Annotated in this window: 14 protein-coding genes; 8 read left to right on the top strand and 6 right to left on the bottom strand. The window is 68.8% G+C overall.

What is annotated here, in order from left to right:
* Positions 1-68 precede the first annotated feature (68 nt).
* The 3 genes from SLV14N_RS37995 to SLV14N_RS37985 form a co-directional block, all read right to left on the bottom strand.
* Entirely contained in the window at positions 69-539 is a 471-nt protein-coding gene (locus SLV14N_RS37995; RefSeq protein WP_263272901.1) for an ATP-binding protein, read from the bottom strand.
* A gap of 862 nt (positions 540-1,401) precedes the next feature.
* Positions 1,402-2,397: a cytosine permease gene (locus tag SLV14N_RS37990; RefSeq protein ID WP_263272899.1), complete on the bottom strand. Its 996-nt coding sequence runs from the start codon at positions 2,395-2,397 to the stop codon at positions 1,402-1,404.
* Positions 2,394-4,187, bottom strand: a complete 1,794-nt coding sequence (locus SLV14N_RS37985; protein ID WP_263272897.1) for a coagulation factor 5/8 type domain-containing protein — start codon at positions 4,185-4,187, stop codon at positions 2,394-2,396. Before SLV14N_RS37985 ends, SLV14N_RS37990 begins: the two co-directional genes overlap by 4 nt.
* Positions 4,188-4,811: 624 nt before the next feature.
* Between SLV14N_RS37985 and SLV14N_RS37980 the strand changes: the two genes are divergently transcribed.
* Positions 4,812-5,600 carry a GNAT family N-acetyltransferase gene (locus tag SLV14N_RS37980; protein ID WP_263272895.1) on the top strand — a complete coding sequence of 263 codons (789 nt, stop codon included), beginning with the start codon at positions 4,812-4,814 and terminating at the stop codon, positions 5,598-5,600.
* Positions 5,601-5,838: 238 nt separating this feature from the next.
* Here the strand turns inward: SLV14N_RS37980 and SLV14N_RS37975 are convergent, their stop codons facing one another.
* Both SLV14N_RS37975 and SLV14N_RS37970 read right to left on the bottom strand, forming a co-directional pair.
* The gene (locus SLV14N_RS37975; RefSeq protein WP_208687388.1) at positions 5,839-7,674 is read right to left on the bottom strand and encodes a glycoside hydrolase family 15 protein; all 1,836 of its coding nucleotides are present in this window, start codon (positions 7,672-7,674) and stop codon (positions 5,839-5,841) included.
* A 95-nt stretch (positions 7,675-7,769) separates the two neighbouring features.
* Positions 7,770-8,780, bottom strand: a complete 1,011-nt coding sequence (locus tag SLV14N_RS37970) for a helix-turn-helix transcriptional regulator (RefSeq protein WP_263272893.1) — start codon at positions 8,778-8,780, stop codon at positions 7,770-7,772.
* A gap of 303 nt (positions 8,781-9,083) precedes the next feature.
* On the opposite strand from SLV14N_RS37970, the gene SLV14N_RS37965 reads away from it, so the two are divergent.
* The 4 genes from SLV14N_RS37965 to SLV14N_RS37950 all read left to right on the top strand — a co-directional run bounded on the left by SLV14N_RS37965 (position 9,084) and on the right by SLV14N_RS37950 (position 12,610).
* Entirely contained in the window at positions 9,084-10,259 is a 1,176-nt protein-coding gene (locus SLV14N_RS37965) for an alpha/beta hydrolase (protein ID WP_263273418.1), read from the top strand.
* 249 nt (positions 10,260-10,508) lie between these two features.
* Positions 10,509-11,489, top strand: coding sequence for a serine protease (locus SLV14N_RS37960; protein ID WP_263272891.1), 981 nt, complete (start codon positions 10,509-10,511; stop codon positions 11,487-11,489).
* 134 nt (positions 11,490-11,623) lie between these two features.
* Positions 11,624-12,103 carry a potassium channel family protein gene (locus SLV14N_RS37955; protein ID WP_265875052.1) on the top strand — a complete coding sequence of 160 codons (480 nt, stop codon included), beginning with the start codon at positions 11,624-11,626 and terminating at the stop codon, positions 12,101-12,103.
* 162 nt (positions 12,104-12,265) lie between these two features.
* Positions 12,266-12,610, top strand: a complete 345-nt coding sequence (locus SLV14N_RS37950) for an MmcQ/YjbR family DNA-binding protein (RefSeq protein WP_208687385.1) — start codon at positions 12,266-12,268, stop codon at positions 12,608-12,610.
* 120 nt (positions 12,611-12,730) lie between these two features.
* Here SLV14N_RS37950 and SLV14N_RS37945 read toward each other — a convergent pair whose 3' ends face one another.
* Complete coding sequence (locus tag SLV14N_RS37945; protein WP_208687384.1) at positions 12,731-12,889, bottom strand: hypothetical protein; 159 nt, start codon at positions 12,887-12,889, stop codon at positions 12,731-12,733.
* Between the two features lie 826 nt (positions 12,890-13,715).
* On the opposite strand from SLV14N_RS37945, the gene SLV14N_RS37940 reads away from it, so the two are divergent.
* From SLV14N_RS37940 to SLV14N_RS37930, 3 genes are all read left to right on the top strand, one after another.
* On the top strand, positions 13,716-14,111 hold the full coding sequence (locus SLV14N_RS37940; protein ID WP_263272887.1) for a nitroreductase family deazaflavin-dependent oxidoreductase: 396 nt from the start codon (positions 13,716-13,718) through the stop codon (positions 14,109-14,111).
* 105 nt (positions 14,112-14,216) lie between these two features.
* Positions 14,217-17,006 (top strand): LuxR C-terminal-related transcriptional regulator, encoded by a 2,790-nt coding sequence (locus SLV14N_RS37935; RefSeq protein WP_336298247.1) that lies wholly within the window; start codon positions 14,217-14,219, stop codon positions 17,004-17,006.
* 593 nt (positions 17,007-17,599) lie between these two features.
* Positions 17,600-18,241, top strand: coding sequence for a dioxygenase (locus tag SLV14N_RS37930; protein WP_265875051.1), 642 nt, complete (start codon positions 17,600-17,602; stop codon positions 18,239-18,241).
* Positions 18,242-18,263: the final 22 nt, after the last annotated feature.

The following is an 18,263-nucleotide window of genomic DNA, read 5'->3' as shown; positions in this document are numbered from 1 at the left end:
CACGTCCACGGGGTCACCCCATGGGGGTGACGGGAATCACGGAGAAATGCGGGGCGGACGGTTCGCTCTCAGGCCGTGACTCTTGCGTCAGGGCCCGGCTCGCCGGTGCGCGAGGCACCCTGGCGGGAGATGACCGCCGTCACAGTTTTACCGGCCGGCTTCCTGAGGACCTCTACGGATGCCGCGAGGCGGCAGACCATCGACCATCCGAAGCCGCCCCCCTCTCCGGTCACATCGGGCGTGCGGGGGCGCGGCAGAACAGGGCTGGAGTCGCCCACGGCGACCACGACCGAATGCGGGCCGGACGTCAGCCGCAACGTGCAGAACTCGCCGCCCGCATGACGTACGGCGTTGGTGACCAGTTCGGAGACGACCAGGATCACCGCGTCCTTGGCGTCCTTGTCCAGGGAGGGCTCCAGACGCTCCAGAAACGTGGCCGCAAGGTGCCGGGCAGGCCCGACGGCTTCGGAATAGCAGTCCAGTTGAAGCTCCAGCACCGGCGACGCCGTGACCATGCGCGGAGCCTCGGCGGTGCACATGATAAAGCTCACCTCGTATCGCGTCGACTTACCTTCAGATCGGAAAGCGTGCCCTCTTCCCGAGGTGTCAACCACACATTTCCGAGTTCGGAAGAAAATGTTTGCCCTTCGCAACATCGGAATGATCGAACCCCGGCCCGCCCCAGCGGATACGGGCAAGCGGTGCGCCGCCGAACACCTCACCGGACCAGAAGCCGGGCGGCGCCGATGACCGCTACGGGCCCTCGGGACCGCCCTGCGATTCCGGCACCGAAAATGATCAGTGCGGCAGCGTCGGAAGAAGGGGAACCACAGTTGTCATCCTCCGGACAATCGGGTGCCCGATTCCGCCGCGGGCACTCGGAAATCACCCACCGGTTTGCTTCACGATCCGTCGGGTAAAAGCGCCTGCATGCCTTTCGTTGCACGGGCAGGCCGAATGGCGGCAGCAGCCGGGACCCGCCGAGGGGCGCCGGACATGGTCACAGGCCCTCAATCGCCGCGGTGGCCCCTCCCTCGTCACTGCTCACCGCGTCCCGCCTGACCTACGACGCCCTGCGGATCGCCGGCGCCGGGTACTTGGCTGGCTGGGCCTTTCGGCGCTGTGGCGGTGCAGGCAACAAAAGGTGCATGGTGAATGGAAATACCTCAAAGGTGCCGCCGCCATGGCCACTTCCGATGAGGAGTCCACCGGATCATTCGCCTCCGGAAGAGGCTCCGCCTTCCGGGCCGGGCTCGGCACCAACCTGCTCAACCCCAAGGCAGGCCGATCACACCTGACACGTCACCCAACAACCCCGCAGAAGCGGCGCAGGCGCCCCGGACACCGTCACGAGGTGAGCGCTGCGCCCATACTCCTCACCGGCCACACCGTGCGCCCGGCTCACCCGCCCCCGCCCGGCGCAGCCACGACCGGCTCCGCCGCCTCGGTCCTGGCGGTGCGCACAAAAAGCCGCAAAGGCACATAAGCCGCCATATAGGCCAGGAATGCAATGTAGTAGGCGAAATCATCCCCATGCAGCGCGGCCGCGACCGGGCCGACGAACAGGGTGGTGTTCATGAAGGGCACGGCCGCGGCGAAGGCGGCGACGAAGGCGACACAAGCGGGCCACCAGGGCTGGGGGCGGCCGAACTCGGCCTCGATGCCGATCGGCGCACCCCGCCGGGCCTTGGCACGCAGCCGCGCGTCGCCGCCCAGCAGCCCGTGCACCCCGGCGGCGGTCTGGTCGGTGAACAGCTCGGCTCCCCACAGCCCCAGCGCCTGGACCCAGGCGAAGGAGAGCACCATGCCGAGCAGGGAGTACCAGAACATCCGGGGCCGGGACGTCGTACGCGGCAGGTAGCGGCTGAAGTCCGAGGCGTACGGCGCCCACGAGATGGCCAGGCTGAGGGCGATGGTGCTGGTCAGGACGAAGGCGCCGAGACGCTCGCCGCCGCGCGCGGAGCCCGATACGGGGAGCGGCACACCGGACAGCAGCTGCACGCTGGGCACCACGAACGCGGCGCCCAGCACGAAGGTCATCACCCGCTGGAGCTGATGGAGGGCCTCGTATCCGAAGACGCCGACGACCCCTTGGAGCAGCAGAACCACCAGTGCCCCCAGCCAGAACGGCCAGCCGAGCAGCTGGGCCAGCGCCGCACCGCCGAAGAGGCCGATGAGCGCATGCCAGGCGACGGAGGAGAGCCACTGCATGATGCCGGGCAGGGCCACCCCGCGCCCGAAAGCGAGCCGCGAGAGCGGCAGCTGACCGGTGCCGGTCCGACTGCCCCACGTGCCCAGGTAGGCGGCGGGGACCGCGCCGACGACCGTGCCGAGCACCATGGCGGTGACGGCGGAGGCCGAGCCGATCGCACGGGTCCCGGTGACCCGGAGGGTCACGGATAGGAAACCACCGTGGACGGCACCGTCGAGGTGCCCGAGGTAGGAGCGCCGATGCTGTTGATCACGTGCTCGTACTGCCCCTTGCCTCCCAGGGAGACCACCAGCAGATGGTGGAGCTTCACGCCCGGTTTGACGGGCGCCTGGAAGCCGTGTTCCTGACGGATGGTGGGATCCACGTTGTAGTAGCAGTAGCTGCCCAGGCCCCACCCTTCATGGGTGGTCACGCCATCAGCGATCTTGTACGCGGCGTACCCCTTGATGTCGCCGTTCTGTATCGCGGCCTGATTGGGCGCGTCGTAGGCCTTCTCGTTCTGGAAGAAGACCGTACGTCCCCGTTCGCCGCGCCACTCCACGTCGTACTTGTTGAAGTGTTCGACGAAGAGCCCGGTCGCCAGGACGTCGTCCCCGTTGACCCGGACCCCGTAGTCGGCCCGGTTCGTCTCCCAGCCCACACCGTCCCCGTGGTCGGCCCGCCAGACCCAGGTGTGGTCGATGAGGGTGTGGTTGCTGTTGATCACCATGCTGGTGGTCGCCTTGCCGGGGCCCGCCCCGCCGATCCGTATGAAGACGTCCTGAACCGTGGTCGGATTGGCGGCGTGGTCAGCGGACGCACCCTCGGGGCCGACCTCCAGCAGTGTGGCGGAGTTGACCAGGCCGGCATCGATCAGGAATCCGGCGAGTCGCACACCGTCGACATCGGCGACCTTCATGGCCGTCGCACCGTTCTCCGGAACGAGGGTCGGGTACCCCAGCCCCAGCACCACGGTGTTCGGGCGCCGCACCTCGACCGGCCGGTCGAGGTGGTAAATCCCGGGTGTGAGCAGCAGGTTGAGGCCCTGGGCCAGCGCCGCGTTGAGGGTTGCCGCGTCGACACCGGGCTTGGCGACATAGAACTGGCCGAGCGGAAGGGACTCGCCCCTTGGCGTGCCACTCCCCCAGGTCGTGCCGCGGGCATTCGTGCGCTTCTCCGGGAGGAAGACCTTGTAGTCCGCCCCGTCGAGATAGAGGAAGGGCTTTTCGCGGGAGACCGGGGTGGTGTCGAGAGTGGTGTACGGCGGGTCGGGGAAGCTCTGCGCGGGGGCTCCCTCGACGCCCGAGAACACCATGTTCCACACGGCGTTGTTCCAGCCACCCACCGAGCTGTCACGGGTGTACCACTGCTGCTGTGAGTAGGGGGCCACGCTGCCGTCGATACGGCTGTCGGCGATATAGCCGCCGCTGGCCCAGCCGTAGCCGTCCGGCGCCAGGTTCAGTCCGCCCTTGATGTGCATCCGCCGGAACGGCGCCGCCTGTGCCACCGCCCACCGGTTGGTGCCGTTGACCGGGTGGAGCGTGAGGTTCTCCGCCGAGCGCCAGAAGTTCTGTGTCGCGTTGCCGTTGAACCAGCCGGCGTCGACGGTGACATCGCCGTGGAACGTCGTGTCACCGGGCGACAGTCCGAGGCCCGCGATCGAGGTGTAGAAGCCGATCTGGGCGTTCAGGCCACGGTACGTGCCCGGTTTGAAGAGGAGCGCGAATCTCCCCTCGCCGAACTGGGCGGACTCCTGCCGCTTGAAGATCTCGTCGAGAGTGCCCTGGATGTTGGGCGTGGCGGGATCGAACACCAGCACATTCGGGCCGAGGTCGCCGCCGCCCGGCAGCGCGCCGGCGGCAGGCGCAGCGGACGCCCGGCCAGAGAGGACCGGCAGGCCCGCGGCCGGAACGGCAGCTGCCATCGCGGCCAGCACGCTGCGGCGGGAGGGCCTCGGCGCGCGGGGCGCCGAACCGGCAGTGGGGGGTGTGGGCATAGCAGCTCTCCTGATTCAGGAAGTGAACGATTGAAGTTCATGGGAGCGCTCTCTTGCCCGATGCATGTTCACCATGTGTGAACGATGCGTCAAGAGTTCTGTCAGGAATCGGGGGACTTGGACTGTCTGAACGTCAAGTGACAAGGTATTTGGACCATCCCCCCGAGAAGGCCCAGGGCTTCGCCCGTTGAACTCAGCCGGCAGCCAGGAGCAGGTGACAGCGGCGGTCCGGCAGTACGCCCCGCCGCACCTCTGCTCAGGTTCAACTGATCGTCGCACGAAGCCGTCTGGCACGAGGACGCGGCCCGCGATTCAGCCCATCACAGGCAAGGTGCGCACGTTCATCCTTCACCCGCTCGACGGCAAGGGCGGAGGACGGCGACCGCCCGTCTCGTGCCGCCACCTGTCCGAGCACGACGAATCCGGATCGCTGATCTCTGGCGAGAAAAGAAGAGCGTCCGGAAGGCTGAGACGGATCGAGCAGTGCCCCGAGCTGCGGGCCCAGAAAGACGCTCGACTGGGAAAACCCGGCCGTGCCTCTCAAGCTCCAGATGATCGCTCACGTCGGCGGGGAACGGGGGAAACTCAGTGGTACGGCTTCCCTCTCCATGCTGGAGTGCGCGGATGAATCACGAGGAAGTACTCGCCCTGTTCGACCGCCAGCTGAGGCGCGACGTGCAGGCCGACAGCCCCGGAACCCGTGTCGAGCGTGACGGCAACGTCGTGCGGCAGGTCGGCGCGGATCACGACTGGAACGGCGTCCTCTGGTCGGACCTCGACCGGACCACCGCGGATGTGGCGATCAGAGCACAGGCGCGGTATTTCGCCACGCTTGGGCGCGAGTTCGAATGGAAGGCATACGCCCACGACCGTCCCGGTGACCTCGGGAGGCGGCTGAAGTCGGCCGGGTTCACGCCCGAGCCGCAGGAGGCAGTAATGGTCGCGCCGGTCCGGGGCCTGCCCACAGACGCCGCATTGCCCCAAGGTGTCCACCTGCGTGCGGTGACCGACCCCGCCGGGGTGGACCTCGTGGCGGACGTCCACGAGCAAGCCTTCGGCACCAGCAGCGCACGCCTGCGGCAGCGGCTGCTCGCCCAGCTCGCCCAGAACTCCGAAACCATCAGCATGGTCGTCGCGATGGCCGGCGACCTGCCCGTGTGCGCAGCGCGGATGGAACTGAACCCAGGCACCGACTTCGCCGGCCTTTGGGGCGGCGGCACCGTGGCTGCCTGGCGAGGCCGGGGTATCTACCGTGCTCTGGTCGCCCACCGCGCCCGGACCGCCGCCGACCTCGGCTACCGCTACCTTCAGGTCGACGCCACCGACCAGAGCCGCCCCATCCTGCAACGACTCGGGTTCACCGTTCTGAGCACCACGACTCCATACGTCTACGATCCCCACCGCGAGGCGTAACCCGAAGATGACGGCTGGGGCGCACCGACGTGCGAAGGGCAGTGCGCCTCAGCCTTTCCCCGCCATCGGGACGGGTTCTCAGCCGACGGTAAGGCCGCGCGCATCGCCACGCCATGTGAGGACTCCGTACGGGGTGCCCGGCGTGACGCGAAGACCTCCGCACTCTCCGCTTTTGCCCACCGGGCCTGCCGGGCCTCGGAATTCTCGCTCGCGCAGCAGAGTGGCTCTTCCGCGGGCCTCAGCCCAAGGCACGGTCGAGGTTGAATGCGGCGCTGATGAGTGCCAGGTGGGTGAAGGCTTGGGGGAAGTTGCCGATCTGCTCGCCGGTGCGGCCGATTTCTTCGGCGTACAGGCCGAGGTGATTTCCGTAGGTGAGCATCTTCTCGAAGGCGAGCCGCGCCTCGTCCACACGGCCGGCACGGGACAGCGCCTCGACATACCAGAACGAGCAGATCGAGAAGGTGCCTTCCTCACCGCGCAGTCCGTCCGGGCTGCCGCCGGGGTCATAGCGGTAGACCAGGGAGTCGGACACCAGCTCCTCGCCCAATGCGTCCAGAGTGGACAGCCATTTCGGGTCCGTCGGGGAGATGAACTTGGCCAGCGGCATCATCAGAACGGCGGCATCGAGAACGTCGTCGCCCTCGTGCTGAACGAACGCCATTCGCTTGCTGGACCAGCCACGCTCCATGATTCGCCGGTAGATGGCGTCCCGGGCCCTTCCCCAGCGGAGCATGTCCGCCGGCAGCCCCCGGTGAGCGGCGATCCGCATCGCCCGTTCCAGCGCCACCCAGCACATCAGCTGTGAGTACAGGAAGTTCTGGGTTTTGCCGCGGGTCTCCCAAATACCTTCGTCCGGCTGGTCCCAGTTGTCACAGACCCAGTCCACGAGCTTGCCGACGGTGTCCCAGTGCTCGCTGGACAGCGGCTCTCCCCATTTGTCGTAGAGGTAGAGGGAGTCGATGAGTGCACCGTAGATATCCAGTTGGAGCTGGTTGACGGCGTTGTTGCCGATCCGGACGGGGCTTGAGCCCAGGTGGCCCTCCAGGTGGAGGAGTTCTTCCTCCGGCAGTTCGCTGCGGCCGTCGATGCCGTACATGATCTGCAGTGGGCCGTCGGCGCAGTCCGTGAGGCAGATGTTCTGGGACAGGAAGTGCACAAAGGCCTTGGCCTCATCGGTGAAGCCCAGTCTGAGCAGCGCATAGATGCAGAACGCGGAGTCTCTCACCCAGGCATAGCGATAGTCCCAATTCCGCTCGCCGCCGATCTGTTCGGGCAGGCTGGTCGTGGGAGCGGCCACGATGGCGCCGGTCGGCGCGTAGGTGAGGAGCTTGAGGGTCAGCGCGGAGCGGTGGACCATTTCCCGCCAGCGCCCGCGATAGCGGGAGTGCGAAAGCCAGCTGCGCCAATAGCGCACCGTGGCGCCGAACAGATCCTCCGCCTCCGACAGCGGACAGGCCCGCGGCTCCACCCCGTCACCGATCCGGTCGAGGGCGAACACCGCGGCACTGCCCTCGTCCAGCGTGAACGAGCACCGGGCATCCGGACCGTCGATCTCGACCGGAACGCTGGACGTCAGCGCCAGCGAAAGCGCCGGGGAGTCGAACACGGTCTGGCCCTGCCGGGAGCTCACGGTGTGCACGCTTCTCCCGTAATCGAAGCGCGGAGCCACCCGGGCGATGAACGGCAGTGATCCGCGCACACAGAGCACCCGCCGGATCAGCCGATGACGGTCCGCCTCGCGGGAGTCGTCGACGATCGGCATGAAGTCCTGGACCTCGCCGACACCGTTGTCCGCGAAGAACCGCGTGATCAGGATGTTGGTGTCGGGAAAGTAGAACTGCTTCGTCCGGGCGGGCACATCCGCGGCCAGTTCAAAGGCCCCGCCGCGATCGGCGTCCAGCAGGGCCCCGAAGACACTGGGCGCATCGAATCGTGTGCAGCAATACCAGTCGATGGTGCCGTTCGTACCCACGAGCGCAGCGGTGCGCATATCGCCGATCATGCCGTGCTCGGCGATGGGCGTGTAGCGAAGTGCGTCCGCCTTGCTGGGGCGGAGGCTCACACCGGCGGTCATATGCCCTCCCCGGCATTGGGGAGCAGGTGCAGTGAATTTCAGATTACCTCTCAGGGAATGCGGGCGGCGAGCGAGCGGCTTGGTCGCCGCCCCTCCTACCTTGGTGAACCTCGGTCACGCACCGTGACAGGGCGAGTCCCCCGGCCAGGACACCGCACCAGCAGACTCCCCAGCGCCGTGCGCCGGTGCAGGACCGCCCGTCCCGCGCGGGTGCTGGTGATCAGGCCGGCGCCGCGCAGTGCGGCGGTGTGGGCGGAAGCGGTGGCATTGCTGACGTTCAGCTGCCGGGCGAGTGCGCTGGTGGTGTGCTCCTCCCCGAGGAGCAGCAGGATGTCGAAGCGGGTCCGTCCGAGCACACCGGCGAGCGCCTCGTCCGAGCCGACCGCCCCGGCCGGCGCGAGCGGCAGACCCGGTCCGGCCGGATAGGTCACGGCCACGGGGCGCTCGGGCAGGTCGGCGATCAGGGGAGGGCCGGTCCAGTGGAAGGTGGGCAGCAGCAGTACGCCGCGACCGCCCAGCGCGATGTCGCGCTCGTAGGACGCCTCGAATTCCCAGACGTTCTCGTGCAGCCGGACGCCCGGGGCGAGTTCGGTGAGTGCGGTGCCGATGCCGTGCTCGGCCACGGTCAGGGCGTGGCGGGTGAACTCCGCCTGGTGGAGGTCCTGCACCAAGGGCCACACGGGGCGCAGAGCCGTATCGAATGCCGCGTGCTGTGCCCGGCGGAGGAGGCGCCAGGCGTCGCCGTCGCCCCGGTACAGATCGCGGAGCCACAGCGGAGCCGGGGTCGGCTGCCGGGCGTACACCCGCTCGATCTCGGAGCGGACCAGGTCCGGTGGCGATGCTCGGACGGTGTCCAGCCCCTCCTTCAGAGTGTCGCTGAAGACATCGAGGAAGTGGGGGGCCACCTCGGCGGGAACCAGGTCACTCAGCGGCTCGACGGCGGGCGGCAGGGACTGGAGCAGCCGTCGTCGCCAGCGGCCGAAGAGCAACGCGTCGTCCGGGGAGCACATCTTCATGAGGGCCACGTTCAGCTCTTGCAGCGGGGCCGGCCGGGGGGCGAACCGGACCTGGGCGAAGTCGGCAGCCGTGAAATGGACCCGGATCACTACTCTCCCTGGTGGCACATCGCCATCGTTTCGGGCAGGGCCTGAACGATGGTCCGTCCTCCCCGCTGGGTGCCACTCTCCAGGTCATGCCCCCTTTATTCATTCAGGGGCTGCCGGAAGGCACAAGGACTGACGTCACAGAGGCACAAGGGGAGAGTCATGTTCCGCAAGAGCGTCGACGAGGGTGAGCGAGCGGGCGGATCGTCTGCGCTGGAGCGCGGCGTTGAGGGCGTGCCCGGGGGTGGGCAGGTGGCGGGAGTGAACCGTCGGACCGTCACCAAGTCGGCCGTGCCGGCGGCCACGATGCTGCTCGCGGGCGGCGGCGTCGCGCAGGCACAGCCCGGGACGGCGCGCACCGCGAAGGACCTCACCGTACGGTTGCCGGCGCCGACCGGGCCGCACCGGATCGGGTCCACCACGCTGTATCTGGTCGATCGCGCCAGGCGTGACCCGTGGGAGCCGCTCCCCGTTCGGGAAGTGATGGCGACGGTGTTCTATCCGGCCCGCACCGTCCGCGGCTACCCGGTCGCCCCGCAGATGACCAGGGGCGCCGCCGAGCGTCTGCCGTTCATCGAGCCCCTCTTCCATGAGGGACTGCCGGCGAAGGGGGTGAACTGGGCGGCCACCAGGACCCATGCACACACGGGCGCGCCCGCGCAGACCGTGCGGCGGCCGGTGCTGCTGTACAGCCCGGGAGGCGGCGACCCGCGCACCTTCGGCACCGGTATCGCCGAAGAACTGGCGAGCCGCGGCTATGTGGTGGTGACCCTCGACCACCCCGGCGACGGCAGCGAGGTCGAGTTCCCGCACGCCGGGGCCGGGAGGAAGAAGGTCCGCGAAACGGTTTTCCGGGGAGACCCCCGCTCGGACCCGAAGCTGTTCCGTACCGTGATCGGCACCCGGATCGCGGACACCCGGTTCGTGCTGAACCAGCTGGAAGCGCTGGCCGCCGGGCGGAACCCGGACGCGGAGGGACGCCCGCTGCCGGAGCACCTCGGTCGTGCACTGGATGTGCGGCGGGTGGGGATCTACGGCCACTCGGCCGGCGGCACCACCGCCGCGGAGGCGATGTACGAGGACCGGCGCCTCCACGCCGCGGTCAACCTGGAGGGCTTTCTGGACCACCCACCGGCCTCCCCCGGCCAGGAAGGGAAGCTCTTCCCGATCGCCCGGTACGGCACGGACCGGCCGCTGCTCCTGCTGGGAACCGATGGCTTCCCCTACAAGAAGGAGCTGGAGCGTTCCTGGTCGGCGATGCTCGCCCACCAGCACGGATGCACCAGCCGCCGGCAGCTGGACCACGCCGCGCACGGAGTGTTCACCGACTACGCCGCCCTCGTGCCCCAGTTGCAGGCCGCCGGGCTGATGACCGCCGCCGACCGGACCAAGCTGGTCGGCGCGATCGACCCGGCCGTGTCGGTTCCCCTGGTGCGCCACCACGTGCTCTCGTTCTTCGCCCGGCACCTGCCCGTGTGCTGACGGGCGGGACCTGGCCGGCGGCCGGCCTGACCGACAGCCGGGCTCTGCGGACTCGTCAGACCGCAAGAGCCCATCAGGCCCGGCCGGACAGGCCCTGATGCCTACCCGGCCGCAGCCCCTGGGCTTTTGACGGTATGCCACGAATCCGGCCCGGCCTCTCGCCCTACGCTCGCGGGCCGTAGGACCATGGCACGCTCGCCTCGCGCAAGTCTCTCGTTCCGTACGCCGGCCCTCGGGAGGACCTGGATCATGAGCAGACCGATCGCTGTCCGCGGCCGCCTGGCCCTGCTGCTCACCACGCTGCTGCTCTCTCTGTCCTTCACTCTCGCCCCGGCACCGCCGGCGCACGCCGCGAAGGCCCCGTACGGCCACGGGCACGGGTTACGCCTCTCCACCGCGTCGGCCGACACGTACTGGACTCCGCAGCGGATGCGGACAGCACGACCGGCCGCCGCGGCAAAGAGCTCGGCGGTGCCGCGCCCGGCGACGGCCGCAACCCCGCCGAGCCACCCCTTCGACGGGCTCCCCCAGGTGGGGACGTTCTTCTGGACGGATGGCAGCAACACCGGCCGGTTCTGCGGCGGCACGGTCGTCCGCAGTCCGCACCGCGATCTGGTGGTCAGTGCCGCCCACTGTCTGCGCTCACCCGACCCGAAGCGACATCTGTCGTTCGTGCCGCAGTATCACGACGGGCTGAAACCGCACGGGATCTACCCCGTCGAGCGCCTCTACCTCGACCAGCGCTACTACGACCTCGGAACGGACGTGGGCGCCCGCTGGGACTATGCGGTCGTCCGGCTCGGGACACGCGAGGACGGTGCCGAGGTGGAGGAGGTGACCGGCGGCTTCGGCCTCCGGCCGTACCCGGGCTATGCCCACCGGAACGTACGACTCATCGGCTACCCCGGCAACAAGGACACCACCCACCCCAAACCCCTCGACTGCACTTCCTCCACACACCGGTACACCAGCACCGATCCAGCCGCCCCCGGCGATTTCCTGGAGATTTCCTGCGCGGGCTATATCGGCGGCACCTCCGGCGGACCGTTCCTGGTGCGGGACTTCACCGGTTACGCCCTGATCGGCGTCATCGGCGGTTACCACACGGGCGGTGATTTCCCGGACGTCTCCTACAGTTCGTATTTCACAGTCGACACCCTGGCCCTCTATCTGCACGCCGTCCATGGCGATCCACCTGCCACCCCGCGCCAGGGTGTTTCCGCACGCTGAGCGCGGAGGGCGACCGGTCATCCACCGGCATATCCGGGCATGGCGTTGGCTCCTGTTAATGTCAGCGATGGCGGAAGGCCGGTTGCCCACCAGGCCGCAGTGGAAGGTGACGCCCGTTGGTGCCGTCGTTTCTCTTGTCCGTACTGAATCGCTTCTTCCGTAACGAGGCATGGCGCCGGCTGCATGCACAAGCGGCGCTCTGGGTCACCGTGGTCATGACCGCGGTACTTCTTGCGGGTGCCGCTCTGGTCGTGATCGCCGAATCCGGTGCGCCACACGCCAATATCACGTCGTATCCGAAGGCGTTGTGGTGGTCGATCGAGACAGCGACCACTGTGGGGTACGGGGATTTCTACCCCGTCACGCTGTGGGGCCGTGTCATCGCTTCCCTGTTGATGCTCAGCGCCATTACGGCATTCGGGGTCATCACGGCGGCGCTCGCCACCTGGTTCGTGGGCCACGCGGAGCAGGACATGGTCCGTCTGAGCAAAGCGGTGGGGAGTCATGCGCGTGAGGACGCGGAGGCACTGCGTTCGGAGCTGCGTACGCTGCACGAGCGCTTCGACCACGTCGAGAATCTGATCCGGGACAAGGGCACCCACTCCGCCTCCTGAGCAAGGACGGGCGCGGGCCTCGGGCGCGGACAATGTGGGAGTGCAGACAATGTGGGAGTGCGGACAATATGGGAGTGCTGCCCTCAACGCCGCCTCGGGCATCGCGGGGCGGGCAGGGGAATACCTGTTCGCGCGGTTGGCGGCGCGTCTACAGTAGTGAGCGTGATCGATTCCGCTGATGTCCGCCGTATCGCCCTCTCCCTGCCCGAGACAGTGGAGAAGGAAGCCTGGGAGATGCCGACCTTCCGGGTCGCCGGGAAGATGTTCGTCACGATCCCCGACGATGAGACATCATTCGCCGTGCGATGCCCTATTCATGAGCGCAAGGAGCTCATCGCAGCGGAACCGGAAAAGTTCTGGGTGCCGCCGCACGAGGCGGGCTCCCATTGGGTGCGAGTGCGACTGGCCGAGCTAGAGGACATGACCGAGCTGCACGACATCCTCGTGGACTCATGGAAGCAGGCCGCACCGACGCGACTGGTGGATGCTTTCCCCGGGAGCGACTGACCCGCCGATTGATGCCGTCCGTCGCTTGATGCCGCTGATGCCCGACGCCCTTCTCGGCGAAAGCGAGCAAGAGGCGGCCCCGCACTCAGGCGGACGCACTACCGCAAGTGAGCGCAGAAATCAGTCGCGGCGGCGCAGATCGCTCCAGTCCAGCGCTTGGGACGCCGTCCGCTGCGAACGCTCTGCGGCCTCGCGGGCTTCGGCGAGAATGTCTCCGTGCTCCTCGACGAGCTCTTCATAGATCGGCGTGGGGCTGGAGGTGTGTGTGGAGGTCGTCATGTCTGATCCCGTTCCCTTGTGATTCTTTGTGCTGCGGCTTGGTAGGTTCTCGCCGCCCTGGGAAGAAGGGAGCACCACATGGAAAGTGTGGTGCGCAAAGGGAGGTTGTCCCCACACGTGCGCCGCTCCCCCGTGCGGCGCTGGACATCGTGTCATGTGCGCGGCGAGCACGCAAAAGATCATCCCAGAGCCTGAGACCGCTGCTGCCGCCACACGAAGCGCGCCGGCCGCTCCCGAATCGCTCCCGGATCGCTCCCGCCGCGCGACAGCGGACACCTCGCCAACCAGGTTCGCGCCAGGTTGTTGCCCCGCCTCCCTGAGGACTGCCCGCCTACCTACCTGAAGACTGCCCCGTTCCCTGAAGACCGCCCGACCTCGCCGACGGCTCCCCGAATCTCATCGAACTTTGACCGGTACCCCTGGCGGCCAGTGCACCGCCGACGATTCCGGACGGTCAAATCCTGGCTGAAACGTGGGGCAAAGTTGCTGAGACGGGCCCCCTGCACCGTTCGCCGGAACCCTCACTCCGACGGCGGGACGACCCAGGCCTCCAGGCCGGCCAGGAACCGGCGCCCGAGGCCGAGCCCTCGGGCGTGGGGAGCCACCCACACCACGCCAATTAACCCAATCCGTCACACACCGACCCCATCGTCTACGACAGCAGCCTGAACCCGGGCGCAGTGGCATGGTTCAAAGCCACCGCTGCGCACTCATCGAGCGGTCGACGGCTACTCACAGCTCCTGGCCGTCCATGAAGTTCTCACTTGGGGTGTGCTCGATACTCATGACGGGTCGCACTCGCACAGCAGCGAAAAGGAGGTCGTGGATGTCGCGCTATCGCGAGATCAAGTTCCGGGCCGTTACCTCGTTCCAGCGGAGGATCGGCAATCCGATCACCTCCCGGTTTCCGCAGCAGACTCTTCTGGAGACGACGGGGCGGAAGTCCGGATTGCCCCGGCGGACACCGATCGGCGGACGCCGCGTCGGGCGTGTCTTCTGGTTCGTCTCCGAGTACGGCGACAAAGCGCAGTACGTGCGGAACATCCAGGAGAATCCGCAGGTCCGGGTCAGGATCAAGGGGCGATGGTATGCAGGTACCGCCCATCCGGTCCCGCAGGACGACCCCCGCGCCCGGCTCAAGACCCTCCCGCGACTGAACAGCACGGCGGTCCGGGCGGTCGGGACGCATCTGCTGACGTTCCGGGTCGATCTCCTCGACTGATCGAGCTGGTGTCTGCCTTGCGCCGAGCTCACGGTTGTCCAGTGCCGATGGTTCTCGGCCGTGACTCCGGAGCAACGCTGGTGCGGCCGCCGCCTGTTGGGCAGGATGCCTGGTGTGGTGAGCTCGCGGCGATGTGAACTGTGTGGAGCGCCTCTTCCGACGCCCTCACGCGCCGCAAGAGGCGGCAAGGCCGCGGGCGGACGGCCCGCACGGTACTGCTCCGGCGCCTGTCGGCAACGCGCGTTCCGGCAGCGCGCGGAGCATCCCGCCGCCTCACCTGCGGAATTACCAGGTCGCGGACTGCCGCCCGCCCTCGACGCGTTCGTGGGGCGTGAGCGAGAACTGTCGCGGTTACGTACTCTGCTGAGATCCTCCCGGCTGCTGACCCTGACCGGCCCCGGCGGAGTGGGCAAGACACGTCTGGCACTGGAGCTCGCGGGCCGTGTGCACGGCGGCCGGACGGGCCGCGCACAGTGGGTGGCCCTCGACTCGCTGCAAGACGGTGAGCTGCTGCCGCAGGCTCTTGCCGCCGCCCTCGGGGTCCGGGAGCGCGGAGGCCGCGCCGGGATCGAGGCACTGATCCATGCGCTGGGCACACGCACGACGCTGATCGTGCTGGACAATTGCGAGCACCTGGCCGAAGCCTGCGCACGGCTGGCCGCGACGCTGCTCACGCGCTGCCCCCGGCTGCGGCTTCTCGCCACCAGCCGGGAGCCGCTGCGGGTCCCGGGCGAGGTCGTCTTCCGCGTCGGCGAGTTGTCGCTGTCGCCCACCGGCGAGGAACGCGAGACCGCTGCGCTGCTGCGGTCCGAGGCAGTCAGGCTGTTCCTGGCGCGCGCCCGGACGAGCGACGCGGCATTCGAGCTCGGGTCCGGCGAGGCCCGCACGGTGGCCGAGATCTGCCGGCGGCTGGACGGGCTGCCGCTGGCCATCGAACTGGCGGCGGGCAGGGTGGGCTCCCTCTCACTGCCGGGCATTCTGCACGGGCTGGACGACCAGCTGTCCTTGCTGACCGACGGCAGCCGGACCGGGCCGGGGCGCCATCGCGAGCTGGGGGCCGCGATCGATTGGAGCCATCGCTTGCTGGATCCGTTGGAGAGAGTGGTGTTCCGGCGGCTGTCGGTCCTCGGAGGCGGCTTCGACGCGGAGGGCGCTGCCGCGGTCTGCGGCAACGGAGGGGGAAACGACGACCGGGACGGGGACGGAGACGGGGACGGGGACGGGCACGGCGACGGGGAGGGGGACGGAGAGCGCGCCGTAAGCGGAGAGGTCCGCGGGGAGGGCGGCGCTCACGGGGGTGGCACCGGCCGTGGGGAAGGCATGCACCGCGGAGATGACGTGCATCGCGGGGACAGCGTGCATCGCGAGGGCGGCGTGCATCGCGGGGGTGGCACCGGCCGCGAGGAGGACATGCACCGCGGCAAGCGCGTCGGCCCCCAGGCGCCCCACAGCCTCGTGCTCCCGGAGCAAGTCCTGCGCGTGGTCTGCGCGCTGGAGGCGAAATCCCTGATCGTGCGGGTACGAGGGGATGAGCCGCAAGGCACGGCGAGATTCCGGCAGTTGAGCGCCATCCGGGCCTATGGAATGGACCGGCTCGCGGAAGCCGGCGAGCTGCCCGACACCTGGAACCGGGCGCTCGACTGGCTCGCCGGGAAGGCCGCGGGAACCGTCACACCAGGGGTGTTCCTCGACACCGTCGAGGGGCCCCTCGCCCGGGAACAGGAGAACCTCGCGGCGGCCGTCGCCCACTCCGCCGCCCGTTCGGACCACCGGCACGCCCCGCTCGCGGTCACGCTGGCCCGGCTTCAGTACCAGCAGGAGCAATTGACGGCCGCACGCACACTGCTGTCGGGGGTGCTGGAGCGGGTCCAGGGGCCCGAAGACCGTAGTGCCGCATTGGCGCTGGCCGCGCGGTCGGCCTGTCTGCAGGACGACCATCCCGCGGCCCTCGCCTTCGCCCAGGAAGCGGTTGCCGCCGGGCGCACGGGGCGGCATCCCGGAAGGCTGGCCAATGCCTTGGACGCGCTGGCGGCCGCTCGGCTGTGCCGGGGCGAGTTCTCCGAGGCTGTCGCCGTCTTCGCCGAATGCCTCGATGTGGTCCGTACGCTCGGTTGTCCGCTGGACCTCGCGCTCTGCCGGCACCATCTGGCGTGGGCGCTGCTCCAGGCGGGCCGGGCCGCGGAAGCCGAGCAGCTGATGCAGGAGTGCCTTCCCGAGTTGGAAACGAACGCCCCGCCGGGCCAGGTGACGGCTGCCCTGCACACCGCAGGAGCGATCCGGTTGGCGCTGGGCGATGTGGACGCCGCCGAGCGGAGGTTCGCCGAGGTACTGCTCAAGGCGCCGCCCGGCGAGAGCTTTCATGGGCTCTATCCGCTGGAAGGGCTGGCCATCGTGGCGGCCGAGCGGGGGGACCTGCAGCGATCGTTGCGGCTCTACGCGGCGGCCGCCGCGATGCGCCGGCGGATCGACACGGAGCCGGAAGCGCACTGGTGGGGGCAGGTGGAGGCGGTGGTGGCGCGGGTCCGGGAGCAGGTTCATCCCTCCCGAGTCAGCGCGGCGATGGCGGCCGGCCGGCGACTGCGCGGGGCTCGGCTGGTCTCGTATGCGCTGCGCGGCACCCAGGTCCGTTCCGTAGGACAGGAAAGCGTTCAGACAGCGGGTTCCGGCCGGGTCGGCGCAGTCGGTCAACCGCCGCTGACCGGACGGGAGTCGGCGGTGGCGGAACTGGTCGCCGAGGGTATGACCAATCAGCAGATCGCCTCCCACTTGGGCCTCGCAAAGAGCACCGTGGCCGGCCATCTCGACCGGGTCCGGGACAAGTTGGGGGTCAGGTCCCGTACGCAGATCGCCGTCCGGGTCGCGGGGCGGACCGCAGACCCCGGGCCGGGTCTCTGAAGGGAGGGCTGAGCGGACGTCTGAGCGGACGGGGTCACGGTACCCCCATGAGCCGGAGTCGGCCCGGCCGCAGCCGCATGGCGGACCGCGCACCACACCTCCCCGTACGTCGGCGTCCTTGCCTGCCGCCCATGAAACGAGGCGCCTCACTGGGACCGCCCCCACCCGAGGTTTCGTCACGGTCGCAACTCACCCGACATCTGACCGGTGTGCGGACCGGCACCACACCGGAGGCTGTCCGAGAGAACGCACCCGACGGACGGCGATCCCACGAAGGCCATCCCACAGACGGCCATCCCACGGACAACCACCCCACGGACGGCCCGTCACAAGGGTGGCCGTCATAGGGGCGCCACAAGGTACGCCCCCAAACCGGCCACCGTCAGCCAGCCACCATCACCACTGACCTCGGCCGTCAACGTCCGGACCGTCCTGTCGGGTGCCCGTCCACGAGTTCCTTCCGGCAAGGAGATCCGATGCGGTACGCCGACGATACGAGCCCCGGGGCTGCGACCGGTCCGCAGCCGCCCCCACAGGCAGACGGCGCACAGGGAAGTTCGAGGAGGTCCTTCCTCAGGTCCACCTCCGCAGGGGTGACCTCCGTGGCCCTCGGGGCGAGCGTGGCCGCCTCGGCCGGCCCTGCGGCCGAGGCGGCGGAGCCGAGCCGGTCATCGCCGGCCCGCCGCGCAGCCCTCCCGCTCGCCGTCACCCCTGCCTGCTCAGGGCAGGAAACCCCAACAGCCATCGAGGGCCCGCTGTTCAAGCCCCACTCCCCCGCTCGGGGTGATCTGATCACGCCGGCCATTCGCGGGGTACGGCTCGACCTCCGCGGAGTCGTTTACGACACCGCCTGCAAACCGCTGCCCGACACGCTCATCGAGTTCTGGCAGTGCGATCAGAACGGCGATTACGACACTTCGGGGTTCTCGCTCCGCGGTCACCAGTACACGGACAGCAGGGGCGCCTACCTGCTGCGGACCATCATCCCCCGTGACTACTGGGGCCGTTGGGGCCAACGGGCACCGCATATCCACACCCAGCTACAGGTCTCCGGTGGCCCCGTACTCGTCACCCAGCTGTATTTCCCCGACGACACCCAGGCGTACGGCCGGGACTTCGCGGCCCTCAACGCCGCCGACCGGCTGCTCAACCGTGCCTGCACCATCGGGCTCACCGGTCCGGCGGCCGGCCTCTACACCGGCACCTTCGACTTCGTCCTCACCACCACGGTCTAGACAGCGGGCGTTCCGCCTCCCC

Origin of the sequence: Streptomyces sp. Je 1-4 4N24, from assembly GCF_026239515.1 — a bacterium.
Classification (GTDB): Bacteria; Actinomycetota; Actinomycetes; order Streptomycetales; family Streptomycetaceae; genus Streptomyces; species Streptomyces nigrescens.
This window is presented reverse-complemented; position numbering and strand designations above follow the sequence as displayed.

Bases quoted from the DNA above. Each gene is read 5' to 3' on its own strand.
- SLV14N_RS37940 (WP_263272887.1), top strand. From the start codon at position 13,716: ATGTCGCGCTATCGCGAGATCAAGTTCCGGGCCGTTACCTCGTTCCAG.
- SLV14N_RS37945 (WP_208687384.1), bottom strand. From the start codon at position 12,889: ATGACGACCTCCACACACACCTCCAGCCCCACGCCGATCTATGAAGAG.
- SLV14N_RS37965 (WP_263273418.1), top strand. From the start codon at position 9,084: ATGCTGCTCGCGGGCGGCGGCGTCGCGCAGGCACAGCCCGGGACGGCG.
- SLV14N_RS37960 (WP_263272891.1), top strand. From the start codon at position 10,509: ATGAGCAGACCGATCGCTGTCCGCGGCCGCCTGGCCCTGCTGCTCACC.
- SLV14N_RS37985 (WP_263272897.1), bottom strand. From the start codon at position 4,187: ATGCCCACACCCCCCACTGCCGGTTCGGCGCCCCGCGCGCCGAGGCCC.
- SLV14N_RS37995 (WP_263272901.1), bottom strand. From the start codon at position 539: ATGTGCACCGCCGAGGCTCCGCGCATGGTCACGGCGTCGCCGGTGCTG.
- SLV14N_RS37935 (WP_336298247.1), top strand. From the start codon at position 14,217: ATGCCTGGTGTGGTGAGCTCGCGGCGATGTGAACTGTGTGGAGCGCCT.
- SLV14N_RS37980 (WP_263272895.1), top strand. From the start codon at position 4,812: ATGAATCACGAGGAAGTACTCGCCCTGTTCGACCGCCAGCTGAGGCGC.
- SLV14N_RS37975 (WP_208687388.1), bottom strand. From the start codon at position 7,674: ATGACCGCCGGTGTGAGCCTCCGCCCCAGCAAGGCGGACGCACTTCGC.